This window comes from Candidatus Marivariicella framensis, from assembly GCF_982709265.1.
Window position 1 is genome coordinate 1 of record NZ_CEXPNT010000027.1, and the last position, 18,640, is coordinate 18,640.

The 18,640-nt window shown below is 32.4% G+C and carries 21 protein-coding genes; 9 read left to right on the plus strand and 12 right to left on the minus strand.

Annotated features, from left to right (window positions below; genetic code table 11):
* Positions 1-246 (minus strand): Smr/MutS family protein (locus tag AC34EU_RS07800; protein WP_489696165.1); only part of this gene is annotated, 246 nt, incomplete at its 3' end.
* A 33-nt stretch (positions 247-279) separates the two neighbouring features.
* Here AC34EU_RS07800 and AC34EU_RS07805 point away from each other — a divergent pair.
* Positions 280-681: a VanZ family protein gene (locus tag AC34EU_RS07805; protein WP_489696167.1), complete on the plus strand. Its 402-nt coding sequence runs from the start codon at positions 280-282 to the stop codon at positions 679-681.
* A 52-nt stretch (positions 682-733) separates the two neighbouring features.
* Here AC34EU_RS07805 and AC34EU_RS07810 read toward each other — a convergent pair whose 3' ends face one another.
* The 3 genes from AC34EU_RS07810 to AC34EU_RS07820 form a co-directional block, all read right to left on the minus strand.
* Positions 734-1,930: a sialidase gene (locus AC34EU_RS07810; RefSeq protein ID WP_487534190.1), complete on the minus strand. Its 1,197-nt coding sequence runs from the start codon at positions 1,928-1,930 to the stop codon at positions 734-736.
* Position 1,931: 1 nt separating this feature from the next.
* Positions 1,932-2,429 carry a TlpA family protein disulfide reductase gene (locus AC34EU_RS07815; RefSeq protein WP_487534189.1) on the minus strand — a complete coding sequence of 166 codons (498 nt, stop codon included), beginning with the start codon at positions 2,427-2,429 and terminating at the stop codon, positions 1,932-1,934.
* A 99-nt stretch (positions 2,430-2,528) separates the two neighbouring features.
* Entirely contained in the window at positions 2,529-3,275 is a 747-nt protein-coding gene (locus tag AC34EU_RS07820; RefSeq protein WP_487534188.1) for a carboxypeptidase-like regulatory domain-containing protein, read from the minus strand.
* Between the two features lie 149 nt (positions 3,276-3,424).
* Here AC34EU_RS07820 and AC34EU_RS07825 point away from each other — a divergent pair, with 149 nt between their 5' ends.
* Both AC34EU_RS07825 and AC34EU_RS07830 read left to right on the plus strand, forming a co-directional pair.
* The gene (locus AC34EU_RS07825; RefSeq protein ID WP_487534187.1) at positions 3,425-4,474 is read left to right on the plus strand and encodes an enolase C-terminal domain-like protein; all 1,050 of its coding nucleotides are present in this window, start codon (positions 3,425-3,427) and stop codon (positions 4,472-4,474) included.
* The gene (locus AC34EU_RS07830; protein WP_487534186.1) at positions 4,474-5,511 is read left to right on the plus strand and encodes an N-acetyltransferase DgcN family protein; all 1,038 of its coding nucleotides are present in this window, start codon (positions 4,474-4,476) and stop codon (positions 5,509-5,511) included. Before AC34EU_RS07825 ends, AC34EU_RS07830 begins: the two co-directional genes overlap by 1 nt.
* Here the strand turns inward: AC34EU_RS07830 and AC34EU_RS07835 are convergent.
* Together AC34EU_RS07835 and AC34EU_RS07840 are read right to left on the minus strand one after the other, a co-directional pair.
* On the minus strand, positions 5,508-6,434 hold the full coding sequence (locus AC34EU_RS07835; protein ID WP_487534185.1) for a 2-hydroxyacid dehydrogenase: 927 nt from the start codon (positions 6,432-6,434) through the stop codon (positions 5,508-5,510). The two genes, AC34EU_RS07830 and AC34EU_RS07835, sit on opposite strands and share 4 nt — an antisense overlap.
* Positions 6,435-6,482: 48 nt before the next feature.
* A complete protein-coding gene (locus AC34EU_RS07840; protein WP_487534184.1) occupies positions 6,483-6,932 on the minus strand; it encodes a ribonuclease H-like YkuK family protein in 450 nt (149 codons plus the stop codon).
* A 53-nt stretch (positions 6,933-6,985) separates the two neighbouring features.
* Between AC34EU_RS07840 and AC34EU_RS07845 the strand changes: the two genes are divergently transcribed.
* The 3 genes from AC34EU_RS07845 to AC34EU_RS07855 are packed head-to-tail and all read left to right on the plus strand — an operon-like array spanning position 6,986 to position 9,054.
* Positions 6,986-7,414 (plus strand): ABA4-like family protein, encoded by a 429-nt coding sequence (locus tag AC34EU_RS07845; RefSeq protein WP_487534183.1) that lies wholly within the window; start codon positions 6,986-6,988, stop codon positions 7,412-7,414.
* Positions 7,411-7,590: a hypothetical protein gene (locus AC34EU_RS07850; protein WP_487534182.1), complete on the plus strand. Its 180-nt coding sequence runs from the start codon at positions 7,411-7,413 to the stop codon at positions 7,588-7,590. The genes AC34EU_RS07845 and AC34EU_RS07850 overlap by 4 nt, the downstream gene beginning before the upstream one ends.
* A gap of 36 nt (positions 7,591-7,626) precedes the next feature.
* Positions 7,627-9,054, plus strand: coding sequence for an amidohydrolase (locus tag AC34EU_RS07855; RefSeq protein WP_487534181.1), 1,428 nt, complete (start codon positions 7,627-7,629; stop codon positions 9,052-9,054).
* Between the two features lies 1 nt (position 9,055).
* On the opposite strand, the gene AC34EU_RS07860 is transcribed toward AC34EU_RS07855, so the two are convergent.
* Both AC34EU_RS07860 and AC34EU_RS07865 read right to left on the minus strand, forming a co-directional pair.
* Entirely contained in the window at positions 9,056-10,402 is a 1,347-nt protein-coding gene (locus AC34EU_RS07860; RefSeq protein ID WP_487534180.1) for an alanine/glycine:cation symporter family protein, read from the minus strand.
* Between the two features lie 22 nt (positions 10,403-10,424).
* Complete coding sequence (locus AC34EU_RS07865; RefSeq protein WP_487534179.1) at positions 10,425-11,075, minus strand: hypothetical protein; 651 nt, start codon at positions 11,073-11,075, stop codon at positions 10,425-10,427.
* A gap of 169 nt (positions 11,076-11,244) precedes the next feature.
* On the opposite strand from AC34EU_RS07865, the gene AC34EU_RS07870 reads away from it, so the two are divergent.
* Positions 11,245-13,035, plus strand: a complete 1,791-nt coding sequence (locus AC34EU_RS07870) for a sodium:solute symporter family protein (protein ID WP_487534178.1) — start codon at positions 11,245-11,247, stop codon at positions 13,033-13,035.
* Positions 13,036-13,039: 4 nt separating this feature from the next.
* Here the strand turns inward: AC34EU_RS07870 and AC34EU_RS07875 are convergent, their stop codons facing one another.
* From AC34EU_RS07875 to AC34EU_RS07885, 3 genes are read right to left on the minus strand one after another with little or no spacing between them, the layout of a single operon-like run.
* The gene (locus AC34EU_RS07875) at positions 13,040-14,359 is read right to left on the minus strand and encodes a NupC/NupG family nucleoside CNT transporter (RefSeq protein WP_487534177.1); all 1,320 of its coding nucleotides are present in this window, start codon (positions 14,357-14,359) and stop codon (positions 13,040-13,042) included.
* A gap of 40 nt (positions 14,360-14,399) precedes the next feature.
* A complete protein-coding gene (locus AC34EU_RS07880; protein WP_487534176.1) occupies positions 14,400-14,540 on the minus strand; it encodes a hypothetical protein in 141 nt (46 codons plus the stop codon).
* Positions 14,537-14,803: a hypothetical protein gene (locus AC34EU_RS07885; protein WP_487534175.1), complete on the minus strand. Its 267-nt coding sequence runs from the start codon at positions 14,801-14,803 to the stop codon at positions 14,537-14,539. Before AC34EU_RS07885 ends, AC34EU_RS07880 begins: the two co-directional genes overlap by 4 nt.
* Positions 14,804-14,904: 101 nt before the next feature.
* Between AC34EU_RS07885 and AC34EU_RS07890 the strand changes: the two genes are divergently transcribed.
* Positions 14,905-16,176 carry a D-alanyl-D-alanine carboxypeptidase gene (locus AC34EU_RS07890; protein ID WP_489666780.1) on the plus strand — a complete coding sequence of 424 codons (1,272 nt, stop codon included), beginning with the start codon at positions 14,905-14,907 and terminating at the stop codon, positions 16,174-16,176.
* Between the two features lie 2 nt (positions 16,177-16,178).
* Here the strand turns inward: AC34EU_RS07890 and AC34EU_RS07895 are convergent, their stop codons facing one another.
* The gene (locus AC34EU_RS07895) at positions 16,179-17,450 is read right to left on the minus strand and encodes a dipeptidase (protein ID WP_487534173.1); all 1,272 of its coding nucleotides are present in this window, start codon (positions 17,448-17,450) and stop codon (positions 16,179-16,181) included.
* A 206-nt stretch (positions 17,451-17,656) separates the two neighbouring features.
* Between AC34EU_RS07895 and AC34EU_RS07900 the strand changes: the two genes are divergently transcribed.
* Positions 17,657-18,640: hypothetical protein (locus tag AC34EU_RS07900; RefSeq protein WP_489696166.1), on the plus strand; the 984-nt coding region annotated here is incomplete at its 3' end.

Consider the following 18,640-nt stretch of genomic DNA (forward strand, 5'->3'; position numbering starts at 1 on the left):
GACTACATATTCTACAATAATTTGACCTAAATTCCAAGATGGCACATAGTAATTGTAAGGAGTATATTCAAGAATTTCTTTAAATATTCGGTTTTGTAGAACAGAAGAATTTCCAGTTATAACAGTTAGTGAAAATGATCCTTGATTTTTTTTTTGATCAAGTTCATCTCGAACCATCTCCATAGCTTCCTTGTGACGAATTCCATGAAGATCTATCTTATCGAAACCCTTTGATGAATTGAACATTATATTTTTTATTACAAATATAATGGGGTATTAATTAAATTAGCATTTTTAAATCTAATTATGAATACTGAAAAAATTAATTGGCAATTTGTTTCTGTTTTAAACTTTCTCACAATAATTTATTTAAGTTTTTTTATTATGCCAGGCAGTGATGAATTTTCTCCAATCATTCCTCACCTAGATAAAATCGGACATTTTATTCTTTATGGTTTTCAGGCTGTAAGTTTATCCATGTATTTTAGAAAATATTTTTTTGAAAATCCAAATACTATTGTTTTTACAATTTGTTTAATTGTTGGTGTAATTATTGAGTTTTCACAACCAGTTTTAACCAATAATCGTGTTTTTGATTTTTTAGATATAATAGCTAATTTATCCGGAGTATTGACAAGTCTAATTATATTGAAACTTTTAATTAAGAAAAGAGACAAATGAGAAACTTAAAATACATTTTTGTGATTAAAGGAATCCATTCGCTGAGGGTATTCTAGATATTTTTCGAACTTAATTTTATAGATTTTAACTGATTCATTCCTTCTACAAAAATAGTCCAAACAATAAATATTTCATTATTGATTATTTCTAACTGAGGGACTCCTGTATTTCTTCCTCCATCAATTTTAGATATTGTAATTGGCTGCGAAATCCTTCTGTTTACTGAAACTTTTTTAATTCTTAAATAGGTTCCAGCATCGTCAACCTCCATATAACTAACTATTGCCTCATCATCATTTAGAAAAGCAATATCCACTCTTCCTATGGCATTAACATCATTAATTTTTATTGGTTTATCAAATGAAGCTCCATTATTTTTTGAAAATGAAACGTTAACCAAAGGATTGCCATTAGATGCAGTAAACCATGCGATAGCAAGATTTTTTGAGTTAGAAGCAACTTTAGGTCCGTTTACAGGACATCCATTAATTATCCAGCCATCGTTATGAACTGGATTGGGATCTTCCCAAACCCCATTTATGTTTCGCACACTATAAACATCCCTTACTTCTTTATCACTTCTGTCCCTGTAAACAACAATTGGACCATCACTGGTATTCGCTATTGATGTCTGGCAACAATCACAGGCTGCTGCATCGAGTTCACTTTCATTTATAATATCTCCAGTGTTAGAGATTTCAGCAAAACGAATCGTCATTGGTTTGTGCTCCCCATCAGATTTTTTTTCTATTGTATTTCTTCCGTCTAACCAGGTTACGAAAAATCCTTTTTTATTAGGGATAATACTTACAAAACCGTGTTCTGCTTTTACACCATCAGTGTTTAATAAAAAGTCTTCTTTTATTTTTTCTCCAGTTAGTTTTCGAAGATTCAAAAGGACATCATAAGTGTATGTTCCAGAATCTGATTTCTTTAAATAGCTTGTAAGTATTAAATCCTCGTTAATTGCATGAGCTGGAAAATCAGCCCAATTAACAAACCAGTCAGAGCCATCAGCAATTTTTTGAGGTTCAATCCATTTTCCATTTTTAAGTTGACTAAAATGTAAAGAGGCATTATTATCTTGTTCAGAAGATATCCATGATAATGATAAAGTTCCATTGTAAGAAACTAAATTAGGTTGTGCATTATTATTGTGATATGATAGGGGAATATCTTCAATAAAAATTTCTTTTGTTGTGCAAGAAATTAAAGTGAGTATACAGAAAAGTAAATTTACTTTTTTCATATTAAAGTGCTTTTAATTTATTTATCATTTTTTCGGAATCCCAAACAACTGTTCCGACTATAGTTTCAATTTTTATTCCTTTCTCATTGAAAATATATGATGTAGGTAAAGAATAGACACCAAATATTTCATTTGAACCAACAGATTTTAAAAAATTAAAATCATATTTCTTATCATTTTTAAACTTAGAGATTTTTGAAATATTTTCATCAGAAACTAGTAAAAATTTATAGTTATAATCTTTTAAAACCTGTTGTGCTTTAATCATACCCGGCATTTCTTTAATGCATGGACTACACCAAGTAGCCCAATAATTAATTATAACCTTTTTTCCTTTGAAGGATGTTAAATCAACTTTTTTGTTTTTTAAATCGACAAAAGAGGCTTTGAGTTGCAAGGATTCAATGTCAGATAACTTTTTGTTTTGAGTAATATCAGAATCGCATTTAAAAAAAACAAACAAACAAATTACAATGACCAATTTTTTAATAAAATCCATTTTGTAATATAATGATTTTATAAATGGAGGATAAAGCCGTATTAAAATTGTTTTTTCTTTAGTTAAGTTCTTCTTTAAAAAGAAGCCAAAATATAATTTCTAATTTTTCTTATTCTTTGCTTTTCTCGCAAGACGTTTTGCTTTTCTCTCTGCACTAAGTGCTTTTCTTTCCTCTTTGGTCATCGGGGGTGGTGAATTCCATAGATTCTGAGAACTTTCATATTCAGCGTCAGTAACTTCAGTTTTTAAAATAATAACTCCAGCGCCACCTAGAGAGCCGTATTTGTTAGCGCTAGCTAGACCTCTTAAAACCTCTAAATAACGCACTTGCGAAATATCGAGAGGTGGAGGAGAATTATAGATCATCCCATTGACTTCCCATATAACTGCATCTGAGGATTTAAATGATTGTCTTCCTCTTATTGAAATATTCTTATTACCTCTTGAATCTGTTTTTATTTTTGATCCAGCTATTCTTCCTGCAATAACCTCAACCAAATCTCTACCAGAAACTATTTTCATATTTCTTAGTGAGTTGGTTTTTTTATCCTTACCAATGATATTTTTAACATTATTCATTGTAATATTTACTGTATATGTAGATTGATCAAAAGTTAGAGACTGTCCTGAAAAACCAACTTTAGAAAATAGTAAATTACCCTTTTCGTTTGTTGTCAATGAAAATGCTCCATTAGATTCAGTTAAGGCTTCACTTTTACTTCCCTCAACGATTACTTTAACTCCCATCAAAGGTTTGTTATCAGCGTCTACAACAGTACCAGTAATTTTTTTTTGGGCATTCAAAAAAACTGGAATAAATAAAAGGATTAGTAGTAATTTTTTCATTTTAATTAATGTGTGTTTTAAATAAATAACTATCTCTTTGACAAGAAAATTTAATAAAGGTTTAAAATTCTTTATTAGATTTACATATAAACACAAAGATATTTTTAATTTAATTAAAGCTTATGTTTTTATAATTAAAAGTTTATTCAATGAAAGTTAGTTTCCATAAGGCTTTATTACAAAAAAGATTTCCTCTAGCAATAAGTCGAGGAGTTCATGGTGACTCCTATAATGTTTTTGTAAGAGTTGAAAAAGAGGGTATTATTGGCTGGGGTGAATCTGCACCTGGAAGAAATGAGGGAGCTCAAAATCCAGAACAAGTGATTTCAGAACTTCAAAGACTTGTTGAAACTAATATTAATGATAAGTCAATTTCTGAAATAGAATATATCAGTCGTGAATTAAAAACCTCTCCTTGTTCATATGCAGGTTTAGATATAGCTCTATGGGATTGGAAAGCTAAAAAAGCAAACATGCCACTTCATGATTTACTTGGATTACCGCTCCCTAAATCAAAAACATCCGTAACTCTTGGAATCATGAGTCCTGAGTCTGCTAAAGACAGAATTCCTCTTTTATTTGATGGAAGTTCGGCAAAGTATCTTAAAGTTAAATTAGGATCTCCAGAAGGAATTGACGCTGACAAAAACATGTATAACCAAGTTTTAGAAAGTATAAAACCATACAATATTAGTCTTCGAGTTGATGCAAATGGGGGGTGGGATACTGAAAAGGCAAAACACATGATCGAATGGTTGTCAAAAAGAGAATGTGATTATGTTGAACAACCTTTAGCTGAAGGAAAGGAAAAAGATCTTAAAACATTATATGAAAATAGATTATTACCAATATTTGTTGATGAATCATGTCGATTTTCTCAAAATATTATTGAGTATTCAGAATGGGTAGATGGAGTTAATTTAAAATTAATGAAGAGTGGAGGAATAACAGAAGGGTTGAGAGTTTTATCCACCGCTAAAGCTTATGGACTTGAAACAATGATTGGATGTATGAGTGAATCTTCTATCTCCATTTCTGCTGCAGCATCTATTTCTGGTCACATTGACCATATTGATCTTGATTCTCATTATAATCTTAAACCAGATCCAGCATCAGGAGCAAAAATGATTAATGGAGTCACAATGCCAAGAATAGCTCCAGGTCATGGAGCATTTTTAACGAATGAAAACCAAACATAATGCTGCATAGCTCCTCAAAAGTTGCCATATACATGGAAGGTCATTTATTCACAGAAAATGGTAAAATGGGTTATGGAGCCCTGAGGTATCTACCAAATCCAATTGTCGCTGTAATTGATTCTGAAAATACCGGAAAGAATACTAGAGATTGTCTTCCTATTAATAGAAGTGTTCCAGTTGTAGATAACCTTGATGCTGCTATTTTCCATGGAGCAGAAGTTCTTCTTCTTGGAATTGCAAATTCTGGTGGGAAAATTCCTGAATCGTGGTTTTCTATAATAGATAGCGCAATACTTAAAGGCTTATCAATTATTAATGGTCTTCACGATGAATTAGCTATAAAATATAAAAACTCATTGGCTAGTAATCAATGGATATGGGATGTTAGAATCCCACAGTTTATCCCCCAAATAGCAACAGGTAAGGCTCTTAAAATAAATAATAAGAGAATATTATGTGTAGGCACAGATATGGCTTCTGGTAAAATGACCACAAGTCTTGAGTTGAACGAGTGGGCTAAACAGAACAAAATTAAAAGTAGTTTTATAGCGACGGGTCAAATAGGAATTACAGTTACAGGAAATGGCATACCGCTGGATGCATATAAATTAGATCATGCCTGTGGTGCAGTTGAAAAAATAGTTATGGAAGAATCCAAAAGTGATTGGGTTTTTATTGAAGGTCAAGGATCATTATTACACCCAGGAAGTTCAGCCACTTTACCATTAATGAGAGGTAGTTGTCCCACACATTTAATCTTATGCCATCGGGCTGATTTGACTAATTTAAGACCCCCAGTAGAGCACGTAAAAATCCCTAATTTAAATGAAGTTATAGAGTTAAATGAATCACTGGTGAAAGCCTGTGGAGTCTTTCCAGAGACTAAGGTTGTTGGAATATCATTAAATACGGTTAAACTAGATTCTGTCTCCGCTCAAAAAGCAATTGATTTTTGGGAATCAGAAACCAACCTTCCGGTTACTGATGTTGTTCGTTTTGGTCCAGAAAAAATAGGTGTGGCAATAAAAAACAGCTAGTACCCTTTTTCTAAATTAATTTCGTTAATTAGGGTTTCACTCTTTAAGTTTCTTTTATAATTTTCTATTATTTGCTTTGCTCCAGCCTCAGCGTTTGTAACACTGGCTATATGCGGTGTTATTTTTATTTTCTTATTATTCCAAAGTGGACTTGAAGCAGGAAGTGGTTCTTTTTCAAAAACATCTAAAAATGCTCCAGTAAGAGATCCTTTATCAATAGCATTTATAATATCTGCTTCATTTTGAACTTTACCTCTTGCAACATTTATTAGGTAAGTAGGGTTTTGCAATTGATTAAAAAGTTTTTCAGATAGAAGATTATGAGTTTTCGGAGTATACGGAACAGTACAAACTAAAATATTTATTTTTTTTAAAAACGCACTCATTTGATCTCCAGAGAAACACCTGACACCATCTATTTGTTTTGGACTAGGACTATATCCATAAACTTCAAAACCAATATTTTTAAGTTTAATAGCAGCGTCCCCTCCAAGGTTCCCTAATCCAAGAACACCAATAGAGATGTTAATTTCAGGACTTAAATCATGATCCCAAATTTTATTTTTTTGATCTTCTATATATTTATCAAACTTTCGATGATATTGAAGAACAGCCATAATTATATAATTAGACATCGAAAAGGAAAGGAGAGGGTCTACTATTCTTGTAATTTTAATTCTCTTCGGAATGTCTGGGTCGGAAATTAGATGATCAACTCCTGCACCAAGAGAACAAATTAAGCTAAGATTCTTGAATTTTTTTAAAATCCCTCTAGGATGATTCCAAACTAGCGCAGTATCAATTAAATCTTTATTTTCAATACTTTCTAGTGATTGTATTTCCCAATCAGGTATTAATTTTTTAAAAATAGTAATCCATTTCTTTCTTTCTAATAAGGGACATATAAGAATTACATTTTTCATTGTTTACAAATTAAACGATTCTCAATAAAAAGACAAGTAACTATTATTTTATTTGCAGTTGTAATCTGCAGCTCTCGTTGCAATCTGTATTTGAGGTTTAACATTGACTTTATAGCCCAACGAATTAGCCCAACCTTTTGCAGCAGAAATTAATTTATTTGATTCATAAGCTTCATTATCGTTATAATCCATATCAATTTCAATATTTACTTTTATTTGTTGTTTTAACCATTCAGCAGTATCAATACTCAACTCTGCTTCATGCCACAACCTGCTCCACATATCTTTTATAATAATCTGTTTTCTCTTATTTAATATATAATGAACTCCTCTATTGCCTAACCTGTATGCAATAACAGTACAGTAAACAGTTTTTTTACCTAAATTTTGTGAATCGGCACCTATATGAATCTGTAGATAAGGAAATTCTTTTAATAGAGTCAGTGTGTGTTCTAGTGGATCAATTCTATTTCCTTTTATATCTTTGAAGATCAACATTGATTTTTTATAACACCTTCTTCAAGGTAATATTTTTTAGACTACAAAAACTTATGACATCATTAATCTTTACAATAATTAATACATCAATGATATTTTTTTGGGCTTTGATGATTTTTACCCCTAAGAGTAACATCACTCAGAAAATGATAAGCTACCCTTATGTACCATTAATTTTGAGTTTTGGTTATGTTTTTTTCTTAGGTCAAGTTCCTAATATATTTCAAGCAGATTTTTCATCATTGGATGGAATCCTAGAACTTTTCAAAAACTCTACACCAGAATCAGCTGCTGCTGGCTGGATACATTATTTAGCTTTTGATTTCTGGATGGGTGCATGGATACTTCAAAATGCTCAGAAAAGAAAAATATCTCATATAGTTATTATTATTCCTTTGACTTGTACTTTTATGTTGGGCCCTTTCGGAGTTCTTCTTTATGCGATTTTCTCAAAAGTGAGTTTAAAATTTAAAAAGCAATGAGTAATTCTTTTTTTTATTTTTCAATGGCAATTGGAGTTGCATTGGGATCCTGGGGAGCTTATCTAGCTGAAAAGAAAAATAGAAGTAGGCAATTAGGGTTCTTATTAGGCTTCTTTTTTGGAATTATTGGAATTTTAATACTAATATTATTGATTGAAAAAAAACCAAAGTCTTAACTTTAGTAATTAATAATCATTTTTATATTAAATACCATGAAATTAAAACTTATAACTTTTCTATTACTTTTTACTAGTTCTATTTATGCTCAAAAAATTAAAAAATTAAAAAATGAAGTAATAAAATCATTAAATGACGAGTCAATAGAGTTAATAAAGATTAGTGATGCAATATGGGGTGCTGCCGAAATTGCATTTCAGGAATCTATTTCTTCACAAGCATTAATTAAATATGCAAAAGAAAACGGATTTAATGTTGAAGAAGGAGTTGCGGAGACACCAACCGCATTTATTGCTTCATATGGTTCAGGTAGTCCTGTAATAGGAATTTTAGGAGAGTTTGATGCCTTACCTGGATTATCACAAAAAACTTCTTCTAATAAAGATCCAATTATTGAAGGAGCCCCAGGTCATGGATGTGGACATAATTTATTTGGAACGGCAAGTTTAGGGGCAGCGGTGTCAATAAAAAAATTAATAGAGCAAGGTAAGTTAAAAGGAACCGTGAAGTTTTATGGAACCCCAGCAGAAGAGAAGTTTTTTGGAAAACTTTGGATGGCTAGGGCAGGATTATTTGATGATTTAGATGTTTGCTTAGATTGGCACCCCTCTGACAGTACTGAGGCTGATGTTCAGACCTCACTTGCATTGGTTGATTTTATAGTTGAATTTTATGGACAATCTGCCCATGCTTCAGCTGACCCTTGGAATGGTCGAAGTGCTTCGGATGCCTTAGAGCTTTATACTCATGGAATAAACTCTTACAGAGAACATATAAAACCAACAGTAAGAATACATTATGACATTCAAGATGCTGGAAAAGTTGTAAATGTAGTTCCTGATTATTCTAGAATTTGGGTTCGTGTTAGAGACACAAAACGAGAGGGTATGACCCCTGTTTATGAACAAGTAAAAAAAATGGCAAGTGGAGCTGCTATTCTGGCGAATGTTGAGCACAGTGTTCGTTTAGTTTCTGGAATTCACGAACTCCTTCCAAATAGAGCTGGAGGTAGAGCTATTCAAAAAAATCTTGAGATTTTGGGAGATATCAATTACACACAGGATGAACTTGATTTCGCTTATCAAATTCAAGAGGCTACTATGAAACCTAAACTAGGGATTGATGGTAAAATCAAGTCTTTAAGAGAAACACTTGAGCATCCAGGTGGAGGATCAACTGATGTTGGAGACGTCAGCTATATAGTTCCTGTAGTTAGAATGGGCGCAACAACAGCTCCAATAGGAACGCCATGGCATTCATGGGCAGTTGTAGCATGTGGTGGAATGTCAATAGGTCATAAAGGCATGATGCAAGCTGCAAAAGCTTTAAGTATGACAATGGTAGATATGTTTACAAACCCAAAACTTATTGATGAAGTTAAAAAAGAGTTTAAAACTAGAAAAGGAGATTACATATATAAAGGAATGTTACCCGATGGACCTCCACCGATAGGTCAACAATAATTTAAATCCACTTACGTGACTGCATTTCTTTTTTTACATGGGGAGATAGCCAAAGAATAGCTATCATGTTTGGTATACACATAAGTGCAAATGCTAGATCAATTACACCTATTACAACCTCTACTGTAACTATAGCCGAAAGAACTATGCTGCCTATATAAAAATAGTTATAAAAACGACCCCATTTAGGATGTGTTAAAAAACCAAAACATTTAACTCCATAATATGAATAGGTCAATAAGGTGGAAATTCCAAAAACAGAAACCACAAATAAAAGTAAAACATCACCGAATCCAAAAAATAATATTCTAAAAGCCTCTAGAGTAAGAACAATTCCATTGAGCTCAGGTATTTTATAAGCACCACTTATGATTACAATTAATCCTGTTATACTACAAACTAGTACCGTGTCAAGTAAAGGGCCTAACATTGCAACCAATCCTTCATCTGTTCCTTTAGAACTTTGAGATTGGCCATGGTACATGGGTGCGTTTCCAACACCACTTTCATTAGAAAATACTGCACGTCGAACACCTAATATCACTAAGCCCCAAAAGCCACCAGTAACAGCAGTATTTGTATTAAATGCCTCAAAAAAGATCAGTTTGAATGTGGGTATGATATCAGAGGCGTTATTCATTAAAATAAAAACTCCCATTAAAAAATATAAAAAAACCATAAACGGAACTAGGTTTGAGGTAACCTTAACTATTGACTTTAGGCCTCCAAAAATAACTGTAGCGCTTATAATTGATAAAATTATACCTATTAAAATTTTCCATCCCAAATCACCTAATAAAACATATTGATTTGGCTCAATTACATTCATGAATGTTTGGGTTAATTGATTAGCTGTAAATGCTGGAAGCACACCGAAAATACCTGCAATAGAAAAAAATATAGCCAATGGTTTACCCCATTTTTTAATTCCTAAAGTCATGTAATACATTGGTCCTCCCAATGGATCTCCATTTGATTCTTTTTCTCTAAGCTGAACAGATAAAGTACATGAAAAAAACTTTATTATGGATCCAATTATAGCCGTTAGCCACATCCAGATTAAAACACCTGGTCCACCCATATGAATAGCAATAGCAACGCCTGAAATATTTCCTAAACCCACGGTTGCAGCAAGAACAGCTGATAATGCTTGAAATCTTGAAATTCCTTGATTTTCTTCTTTTTTAATTAATAAACCAAAAGCTTTTTTTATTTGTGTAAGTGGATAAGCTCTTGAATAAAATAAAAGAAAAAGACCACCTCCAAGAACAAAAAATAACATTATCCATTCTAATGGAGCAATCAATTGGGAGAGTAATAATTCTAGAGATGAAATTATTTCTTTCATTTGGGAAATTTACAAAAACTCCCTATTCTTTTACAACTATATATGTTGCTTTTACACCAGTTGCTAGATTCCAGCGATTTGAACCTACTAGTTTTCCTGAATGAGTATAAACTTTAAGTTCAGCAGTATTAGGACCACTCTCACCTTGATTCAAGGCAATAAAATCAATTCGATTAAAACCCTCTTCTAACTCAATATTTACTCCTTTAAAACTCTCTTCAAGTAATATGCTGCCCATGACAACTTTATCATTAACTCTTATTTGAATCATATCTCCATCAGGATATTCATGATCTCTAAAGACTACATTAATATTTTGATCTCCAGTCTTAAAATCTCCTAAATACAGATCATTTTGGGAGTAATCAACAACCTTATTCTTTTCTCCTTGTTTTCTATTCATTCTAGATGTATAGTATTCGTTTGGATCGATAAACTCTTCTTGATCCATCATATTTATATTTGAATTGTTTTCTTTATTTGGAGTCAAATCATTCAATTTAAAATTGAGAGACATATTTTTTTTTGGACTTAATAACAAGGGAGATTTTTCTTCAGGAACTATAATAACTTTTTCACTTTTTTCAGATTGAGAAAATATATTCAAAGAAAATAAGATGATGATCAAAGAAATCAAATTATGAATAGCCTTAAAATTAAAAGTGGTTGTCATTTATCTAAATATTCTCAAATATATTTTAATAGTTTCATAAAAAACAAAAAATATAGAATCTTAACAAACTCTTTAACAAAAACTTAAAACTAAGTAATAAACTTTTATTTAAGTTTTTGTAGTTATAAAAAATTAAAAATATAACTTATGCGTTTAAAAAATTTAAAATATGAAACTCGAAATTATCGATTGGTCAATTCTTGTTATTTTTTTCATAATACTTTTATCTATTGGTTTTTTTGCTTCTAAAAAGGCAGGTAGTAGCGTGAATGAGTTTTTTCTATCAGGGAGAAACATGCCCTGGTGGCTACTTGGAATTTCAATGGTAGCAACAACCTTTTCTGCTGACACACCAAACCTTGTTACAGATATTGTTCGTACAAATGGTGTTTCTGGTAATTGGGTTTGGTGGGCATTTTTACTAACAGGAATGTTAACAGTATTCGTTTATGCCAAATTATGGAGAAGATCAGAAGTGCTCACTGATTTAGAGTTTTATGAAATGAGATATGGAGGGAAAGGAGCTGCTTTTTTAAGAGGTTTTAGAGCGATTTATTTAGGAGTTTTTTTTAATGTTATGATTATGGCTACAGTTTGTTTGGCTGGAATTAAGATTGGAAGCGTGATGCTGGGCTTAACTCCTGTTCAAACTCTTTTGATTGCTTCTAGTGTAACAGTCGTCTATAGCTCCCTAGGAGGACTTAAGGGAGTAATTATGACTGATTTTTTTCAGTTTACTTTGGCGATGGTAGCAACTTTTTGGGCCGCAATTGTAATTGTTAATCTCCCTGAAATTGGTGGTCTAAATGCTCTCATATCTCACCCTGATATAGTACCTAAACTTGACTTAATTCCGGACGTCTCAGATAAAGAACTGTTTTTAGTTGTTTTTTTACTTCCTATAGCTGTTCAATGGTGGAGTGTCTGGTATCCAGGAGCTGAACCAGGAGGAGGAGGATATGTTGCCCAAAGAATGTTATCTGCAAAAGATGAAAATCACGCTGTGTGGGCAACTTTACTTTTTAATTTTATGCATTATGCAGTTAGACCATGGCCATGGATTTTAATAGCTTTAGCTTCTTTAATTGTTTTTCCAAATCTTAGTGATTTACAAACGGCATTTCCTGATATAGATAAAGGTATAATTGGACATGATTTAGCATATCCAGCAATGATGACCATGTTACCTCCAGGCCTTCTTGGGTTACTACTAGCCTCTTTAGCAGCGGCATTTATGTCCACAATTGCATCTCACCTTAACTGGGGATCTTCTTATGTGGTCAATGACTTTTATAAGAGGTTTTTTAATCCAGAAGCCTCGGATAAAAAATTAATTTTTTTAGGGCGTATTACTACAATTGTTTTAATGCTTCTATCTTGTTTATTGGCCCTTTTATTAAGTAATGCACTTCAAGCATTTTCTATATTACTCCAAATTGGAGCAGGTACAGGACTACTTTTTATACTTAGGTGGTTTTGGTATCGAATTAATATTTATAGTGAAATTTCAGCAATGATTATTTCATTTTTAGTTGCTCTTTATCTACAAATAATTCATCCAATGATTGGATTTGAAATTATATCTCCAGAAAATCAATTAATTATTGGAGTATCGATCACTACATTTTCATGGGTAGTTGTAACTTTCATGACTCAACCAGAAGATGAAGAAACACTAAGAAGTTTTTACAAAAAAATTCAACCAGGAGGTTTTGGTTGGAAAAAAGTAGTAGATCAAGCAGCTAAAGATGGGGTTAATATTATTGGCAAAAAGGAGGCATGGGATGTGCCTAATGGAATTATTTGTATGATATTAGGAAGTATGTTTATTTACAGTATTCTTTTTTCAATAGGATATTTTATTTATGCAAAATATTCTTTTGCATTTTTATTACTTTTTGTATCTGTAATTTCTTTATTTTTCCTTCAAAAGGCATGGAGAAAGCTAAAAATGAATTAAAGCATTAACCAATTAGCATTCCTGCAATAGTTGCAGAAAGAAGTGAAACTAATGTTCCAGCAATCATAGCTTTGAATCCTAGCTCGATTAAAATGTGTTTTATTTTGGGAGCAATAATTCCAACGCCTCCTATTTGTATTCCAATAGAAGCAAAGTTTGCGAACCCACATAGCATATAGGTGGCCATTATAACTGACTTTTCATGATTAAAACGAATAACACTTTCAATATTTTTTAGATCGGCTAATTGAACATAAGCCACGAATTCACTCGCTGCTATTTTCACACCAAGTAACTGTCCCATTAATAAAGTGTCATTACAACCAGAAACACCTATTGCCCACATCAAAGGTGAAAAAAGAATTCCTAAAATAAATTCAACAGAGAGTCCAGTATATGGAGTGTTTTGAGATATCCAATTATTTAAACCAATCTCACCAAAAAAATGAAGCACTCCATTTACAAGAGCAATTAATGCAATAAAAACTAAAAGCATTGCAGCCACATTAACAGCCATCTTAACCCCTTCACTTGTTCCTTTTGATATTGCAGAAAGAAAACTTTCTCCAATGTGCGAGCTGCTGATTGAAATATCTGTATTAACCTCATCGACTTGAGGGTAAATGATTTTAGAAATAACAACAGCGCCTGGCGCTGCCATTACAGAAGCAGCTAATAAGCTTTTTGCAAAAGTTAATCTTGCTTCAGGGTCATCACCGCCCAAAAAACCAATATAGGCCCCTAACACACTTCCTGCTACGGTAGCCATCCCTCCAACCATAACCAAAAATAACTCGGATCGATTCATTTTTTCTAGATAGGCTTTAATCAAAAGTGGTGTTTCAGTTTGACCAAGGAATATGTTTCCAGCAACTGAGAGACTTTCTGCACCAGTAATATTTAAAAGTTTTGTTAGCCCCCAGGCAAGGCCTCTTACGATTTTTTGAATTACCCCAAAATAATATCCAATTGAGGTTAAGGCAGAAAAGAAAATGATAACAGGAAGAACCTGAAATGCAAATATATATCCTGTTTTTTCAACATCACTAAAGTCGCCCAACAACATGTTGGTTCCTGCTTGTGTATATTCTAAAATTTTAATAAAAAAACTTCCAAAAAATTCAAAAACATTTGATATCCAAGTAATTTTTATAACACCTATTGCAATGGTTAGTTGTATTAAAAGACCTAAAAATACAGTCTTCCATTTAATGGCTTTTTTATTTACACTCATTGCATAAGACAAACCAAGTAAAATAGTCATGCCTAGAACCCCTCTAAAAATAGATTCAATTGTAATTCCACTACTTGGTATTAATTCCATCAATTATATTTTATAAAATATTCAAAACTAAAAACACTAGTCATTCTCCCTTTAAAAGCTTAACCATCATGTCCCGTGCTGTCATTAATTTAATTTTGTGAACAGAGTCATTATACATTTCATTTGAAATTCTATTTTCAAATTCTAAAATGGCTTCTTTTAAAGTAATTTCCTTTTTCATACTGAATTATTATTATCAATAGACTTTTTTTTGCCGTCTATCTTTTCTTGGGCATCCAAAACACTATTTATTAGTTCTGACTTGGTGTCGATATATTTAATCAACTCCTTTACTTTTTCTTCTTCTTGTTTTTGTTTATTATGTTTTTGTTTTTCTTCAGAAATAGTCTCACGAATATTTTGAATTGTACTAGCTATAAAGCTAATGACAATTATAAAACAAATGAAAATTGCAAACCACTCTTCTGATTCTGAAAAATACATAAACTTTAAATTACAGCTAATTTATAAGCTATTTTTAAAACAACATGCATTTAGAAATTAACTCAGGAAATACAACCGTTATGTTTTTGTATTTTTAGTGCATGAGAAAATTTATTTTAATTTTTTTTATTACTTCTAGTATTTTTAGTCAAAGAATAAGTTCAAATAAAATTTCAAGATTAATAAATAAGAATCCAGTTTTTTCAAGATCTCATGTTGCCGTGGCTGTCCAGCCTTTAGGGTCGGATAAAAAAATCAAGGGTGTAATGTTTTCAAAATACATGACACCAGCATCAAACACTAAGCTTTTAACGTTTTTAGGCGCAGTCCAAACTTTTGATTCCATGCCTATAATTAATTATTCTTTTTTTAATAAAGAGTTACACATTTCATCAACGGGTTACCCTCTTCTTTTTCATCCTAAATATCCTGATGATGATCTGGAGGAGTTTTTAAATTCTTTCAAAAAAGTTATTTATCATCATGGCCAATCTGATCTCCCTAGATTTGGGCCTGGATGGGCTTGGGATGATTATCCATTTTATTTTTCTGCTCAAACCTCAATTTTACCACTTTTTGGAAATGTTGCACTATTTATAAAAAATAGTGATAACAAAATATTAGCTTATCCACCTTTGTTTAAAATATCAGAGGATAAATCGTTAAATAACAGTATAATAAGGAGCGAGTCGACCAACTCTTTTATAGTAAACTCTCAAAAGGTCTTACAAAGAGATTCAATTTATATTCCTTTTAAAACATCTGAAAAGTTAACGGCTAGTCTTTTAAATTACGGACTAGATTCCAACGTTATAAATTCAACTGCGCCCCTTTTAACTTACAAGGTTTTATATTCAAAAAACAGTAAAAGGATCTATGAAGCTATTTTAAAAGATTCTGATAATTTAATTTCTGAATCATTGCTTCTAATGATAAGCAAAGAGTTAAATGATAGTTTTTCAACACTAGAGGCCATAAATCAATTAAAAAAAGATTGGAACTCTTGGATTCCAGACCCTCTTTTGTGGTTTGATGGATCTGGATTATCAAGATATACAATGATGACTCCAAGAACAATCGTATCTGTTCTTCAAAAAATACATAACCAGATTGGTTTGAAAGGAATTCAATCTTATTTCTCGGCAGGAGGCAAATCAGGAACTATAAAGGAATATTACAAAAAAGGAGAAACACCATTTGTTTATGCTAAAACTGGTACCTTAAGAAATAATCACAATCTTTCAGGTTATATAATTTCAAGAAAAGGGAATTGGTATGTCTTTTCAATTATGGTAAATCATTTTGAAAACCCAACAAAGGAGATTCGTTTGGCAATTGGAGATTTACTTGAATACCTATATAATAGAGGATAAGATTATTTTCCTTGAAGCTGTTTAGACACACCTTCTACTTCTTCCATTACCCTTAAAAGGTTATCTCCCCAAATTTTCTTTATTTCTTTTTCGGAGTACCCTCTACTAACTAATTCTTTTGTGACGTTTAAAGTTTCAGAAGCATCACTCCACCCCTCAATTCCACCGCCGCCATCAAAATCTGAACTGATTCCTACATGGTTTATACCCATAATTTTCACTAGATAGTCTATGTGGTCTACAAAATCAACTACGCTCACTGGAGGCGCTATTTTTTTAATTGCTTCAATTGCATTTTTAGAGGCGTCTACTACTTTTTTATAACTAGCTCTATATTTTGATATTTCTGATAAAGGAAGCCCTCTTAATTTTCTCATCGAAATCATCTCAACACCTAATTGAGAAGCAGTTTCTTGATAAACACTATCTCTAAGAGTGTTAAATGATTTGACTTTTTCGGCATTTAAATAAGACCCTAAAGCGACTGTTTGAACTACTCCTCCATTTTTTTTAATTGCTAATAGCTGCTCGTCATCTAAATTTCTTGAATGATTACACAATGCTCTAGCTGAAGAATGTGATGCTATAACAGGTGCTTTTGAAAGAGCAAGCATTTCTAGATTTGCCTTTTTGGATGGATGTGATAAATCGATCATTATACCATAGTAGTTCATCTTGTCGACCATCTGCCTCCCCAAATCACTTAACCCGTCATAAAGCCAAATACTATCTTTTTCTCCAGTATTAGAATCTGCAAATTGACTGTGACCATTGTGAGCAAGAGAAACGTATCGGGCTCCACGATCATAATATCGTTTCATATTTGCAGTATCAAGACCCATCGGATATGCATTTTCAACACCAATCATTGCCACTTTTTTCCCTGACTTCCATATTCTTCTAACATCTGCAGCTGATCTAGCAAGCTCTATTTGATCAGGAGCGTACTTATTTACAAGACGATCAATTGCATCAAACTTAGCTTCTGCGTTATCAGAGGCTTTTTTATAGCCTTCTGGAGTTAAATCTCCCTGTCCTGTATAAACTATAAACCAGGAAACATCTAAACCCCCTTTAATCATTTTAGGCAAGTTAACCTGAGTTTCAGTGTCTGAAGTGTAATTCAGGCTGTCTGTAAAATTATTTACATCAATATCGTCGTGAGTATCAATAGTTATTATCTTATTATGTATTTGTTCAGGCGTAAGTTTTTTTACTGAGTTTTGACAGTTGATAAATAAGAGACAAAGAGTAATGACTTTTAATTTTTTCATATATTTAAAGAATGTGTAGTTAAGATATAATGTATTTCGCTAATCCAAATGAAAAACAATTAAATAAACTTAACACTAAAATAAAAACATTTTATTAAGCAACGAATCAATTGTGGCACAATATTTGTATTTATTGTGTGAATGAAATTATATCGTTAAAAATATAGAATCATTTTAAATAATTAATATTAATTAAATTTTATCAAATGAAAAAAAGTTTATTAAGTATTTTGGCCCTTGCTCTTGTAGCTGTTGGATGTCAAAATTATGATGATCAGTTTGACAGTCTAAATGCTGATATTGCAGCATTAGCCAGTACGGTTTCAGGACTAGATGCTGGTGTTGCTGCTCAAGTTACTGCAGTGGCTAATTCTGTTGCTGCGTTAGCAACTCAAGTAACTGCTCTTGGAGCAAACATAACTACTCAATCAGCTGCTCAAACAGCTGCTACAGATGCTCTTGGAACACAATTGACTGCTGATGCAGCCGCTACAGCTGCTGCTCTAGCTGCTCAAACAGCTACTCAAGTAGCTGCTGACGCTGCTCAAACAGCAGCTACAGATGCTCTTGGAACAGAATTGACTGCTCAAACAGTTGCTCAAACAGCTGCTGAAGTAGCTCAAACAGCTGTTTTAATTTCAGAATTAGCTGGTGTATTGACTAATGTTGCAGCAGTTTCGGCTGATTTAGCTGCATTAGATACGTCTGTTGCAACTCAAATTGCTGGAGTTAACACAAATGTTGCTTCATTAACATCTCAGCTAACTGCCGTTCAAACTGCTGCTTTAACTGCTGCAGATGTTGCTGCGCTTACTGAAGTTACTAATTTGAATGCAGAAGTCGTTCAAATTATAGCTGCTCTTGATGAGTTACTTGCGGCGCAAGCTTCTGTTAATGGTAATATGTCGATTACTAATCAAGCGGAACTTGATTATGCAGAAACATTAATTGAAACTGATGGTACTCCTGCAAATTACATTATCAATGGTAATTTAAATATTGTTACCACTACAGCTGCTAGTTATGATACGGGTTATATTGCTGCAATCACATTATTAACTGGAAAAATAGCTTCTGTTCTTGGAACTGTAACTATCACAACTGCAACTACTGATGCTGCTCTTGATATTGCTCAGCTTACTTATGTAAGTGGAGCTTTAGCTATTACTGGTAAAATGCCATCTGGATTT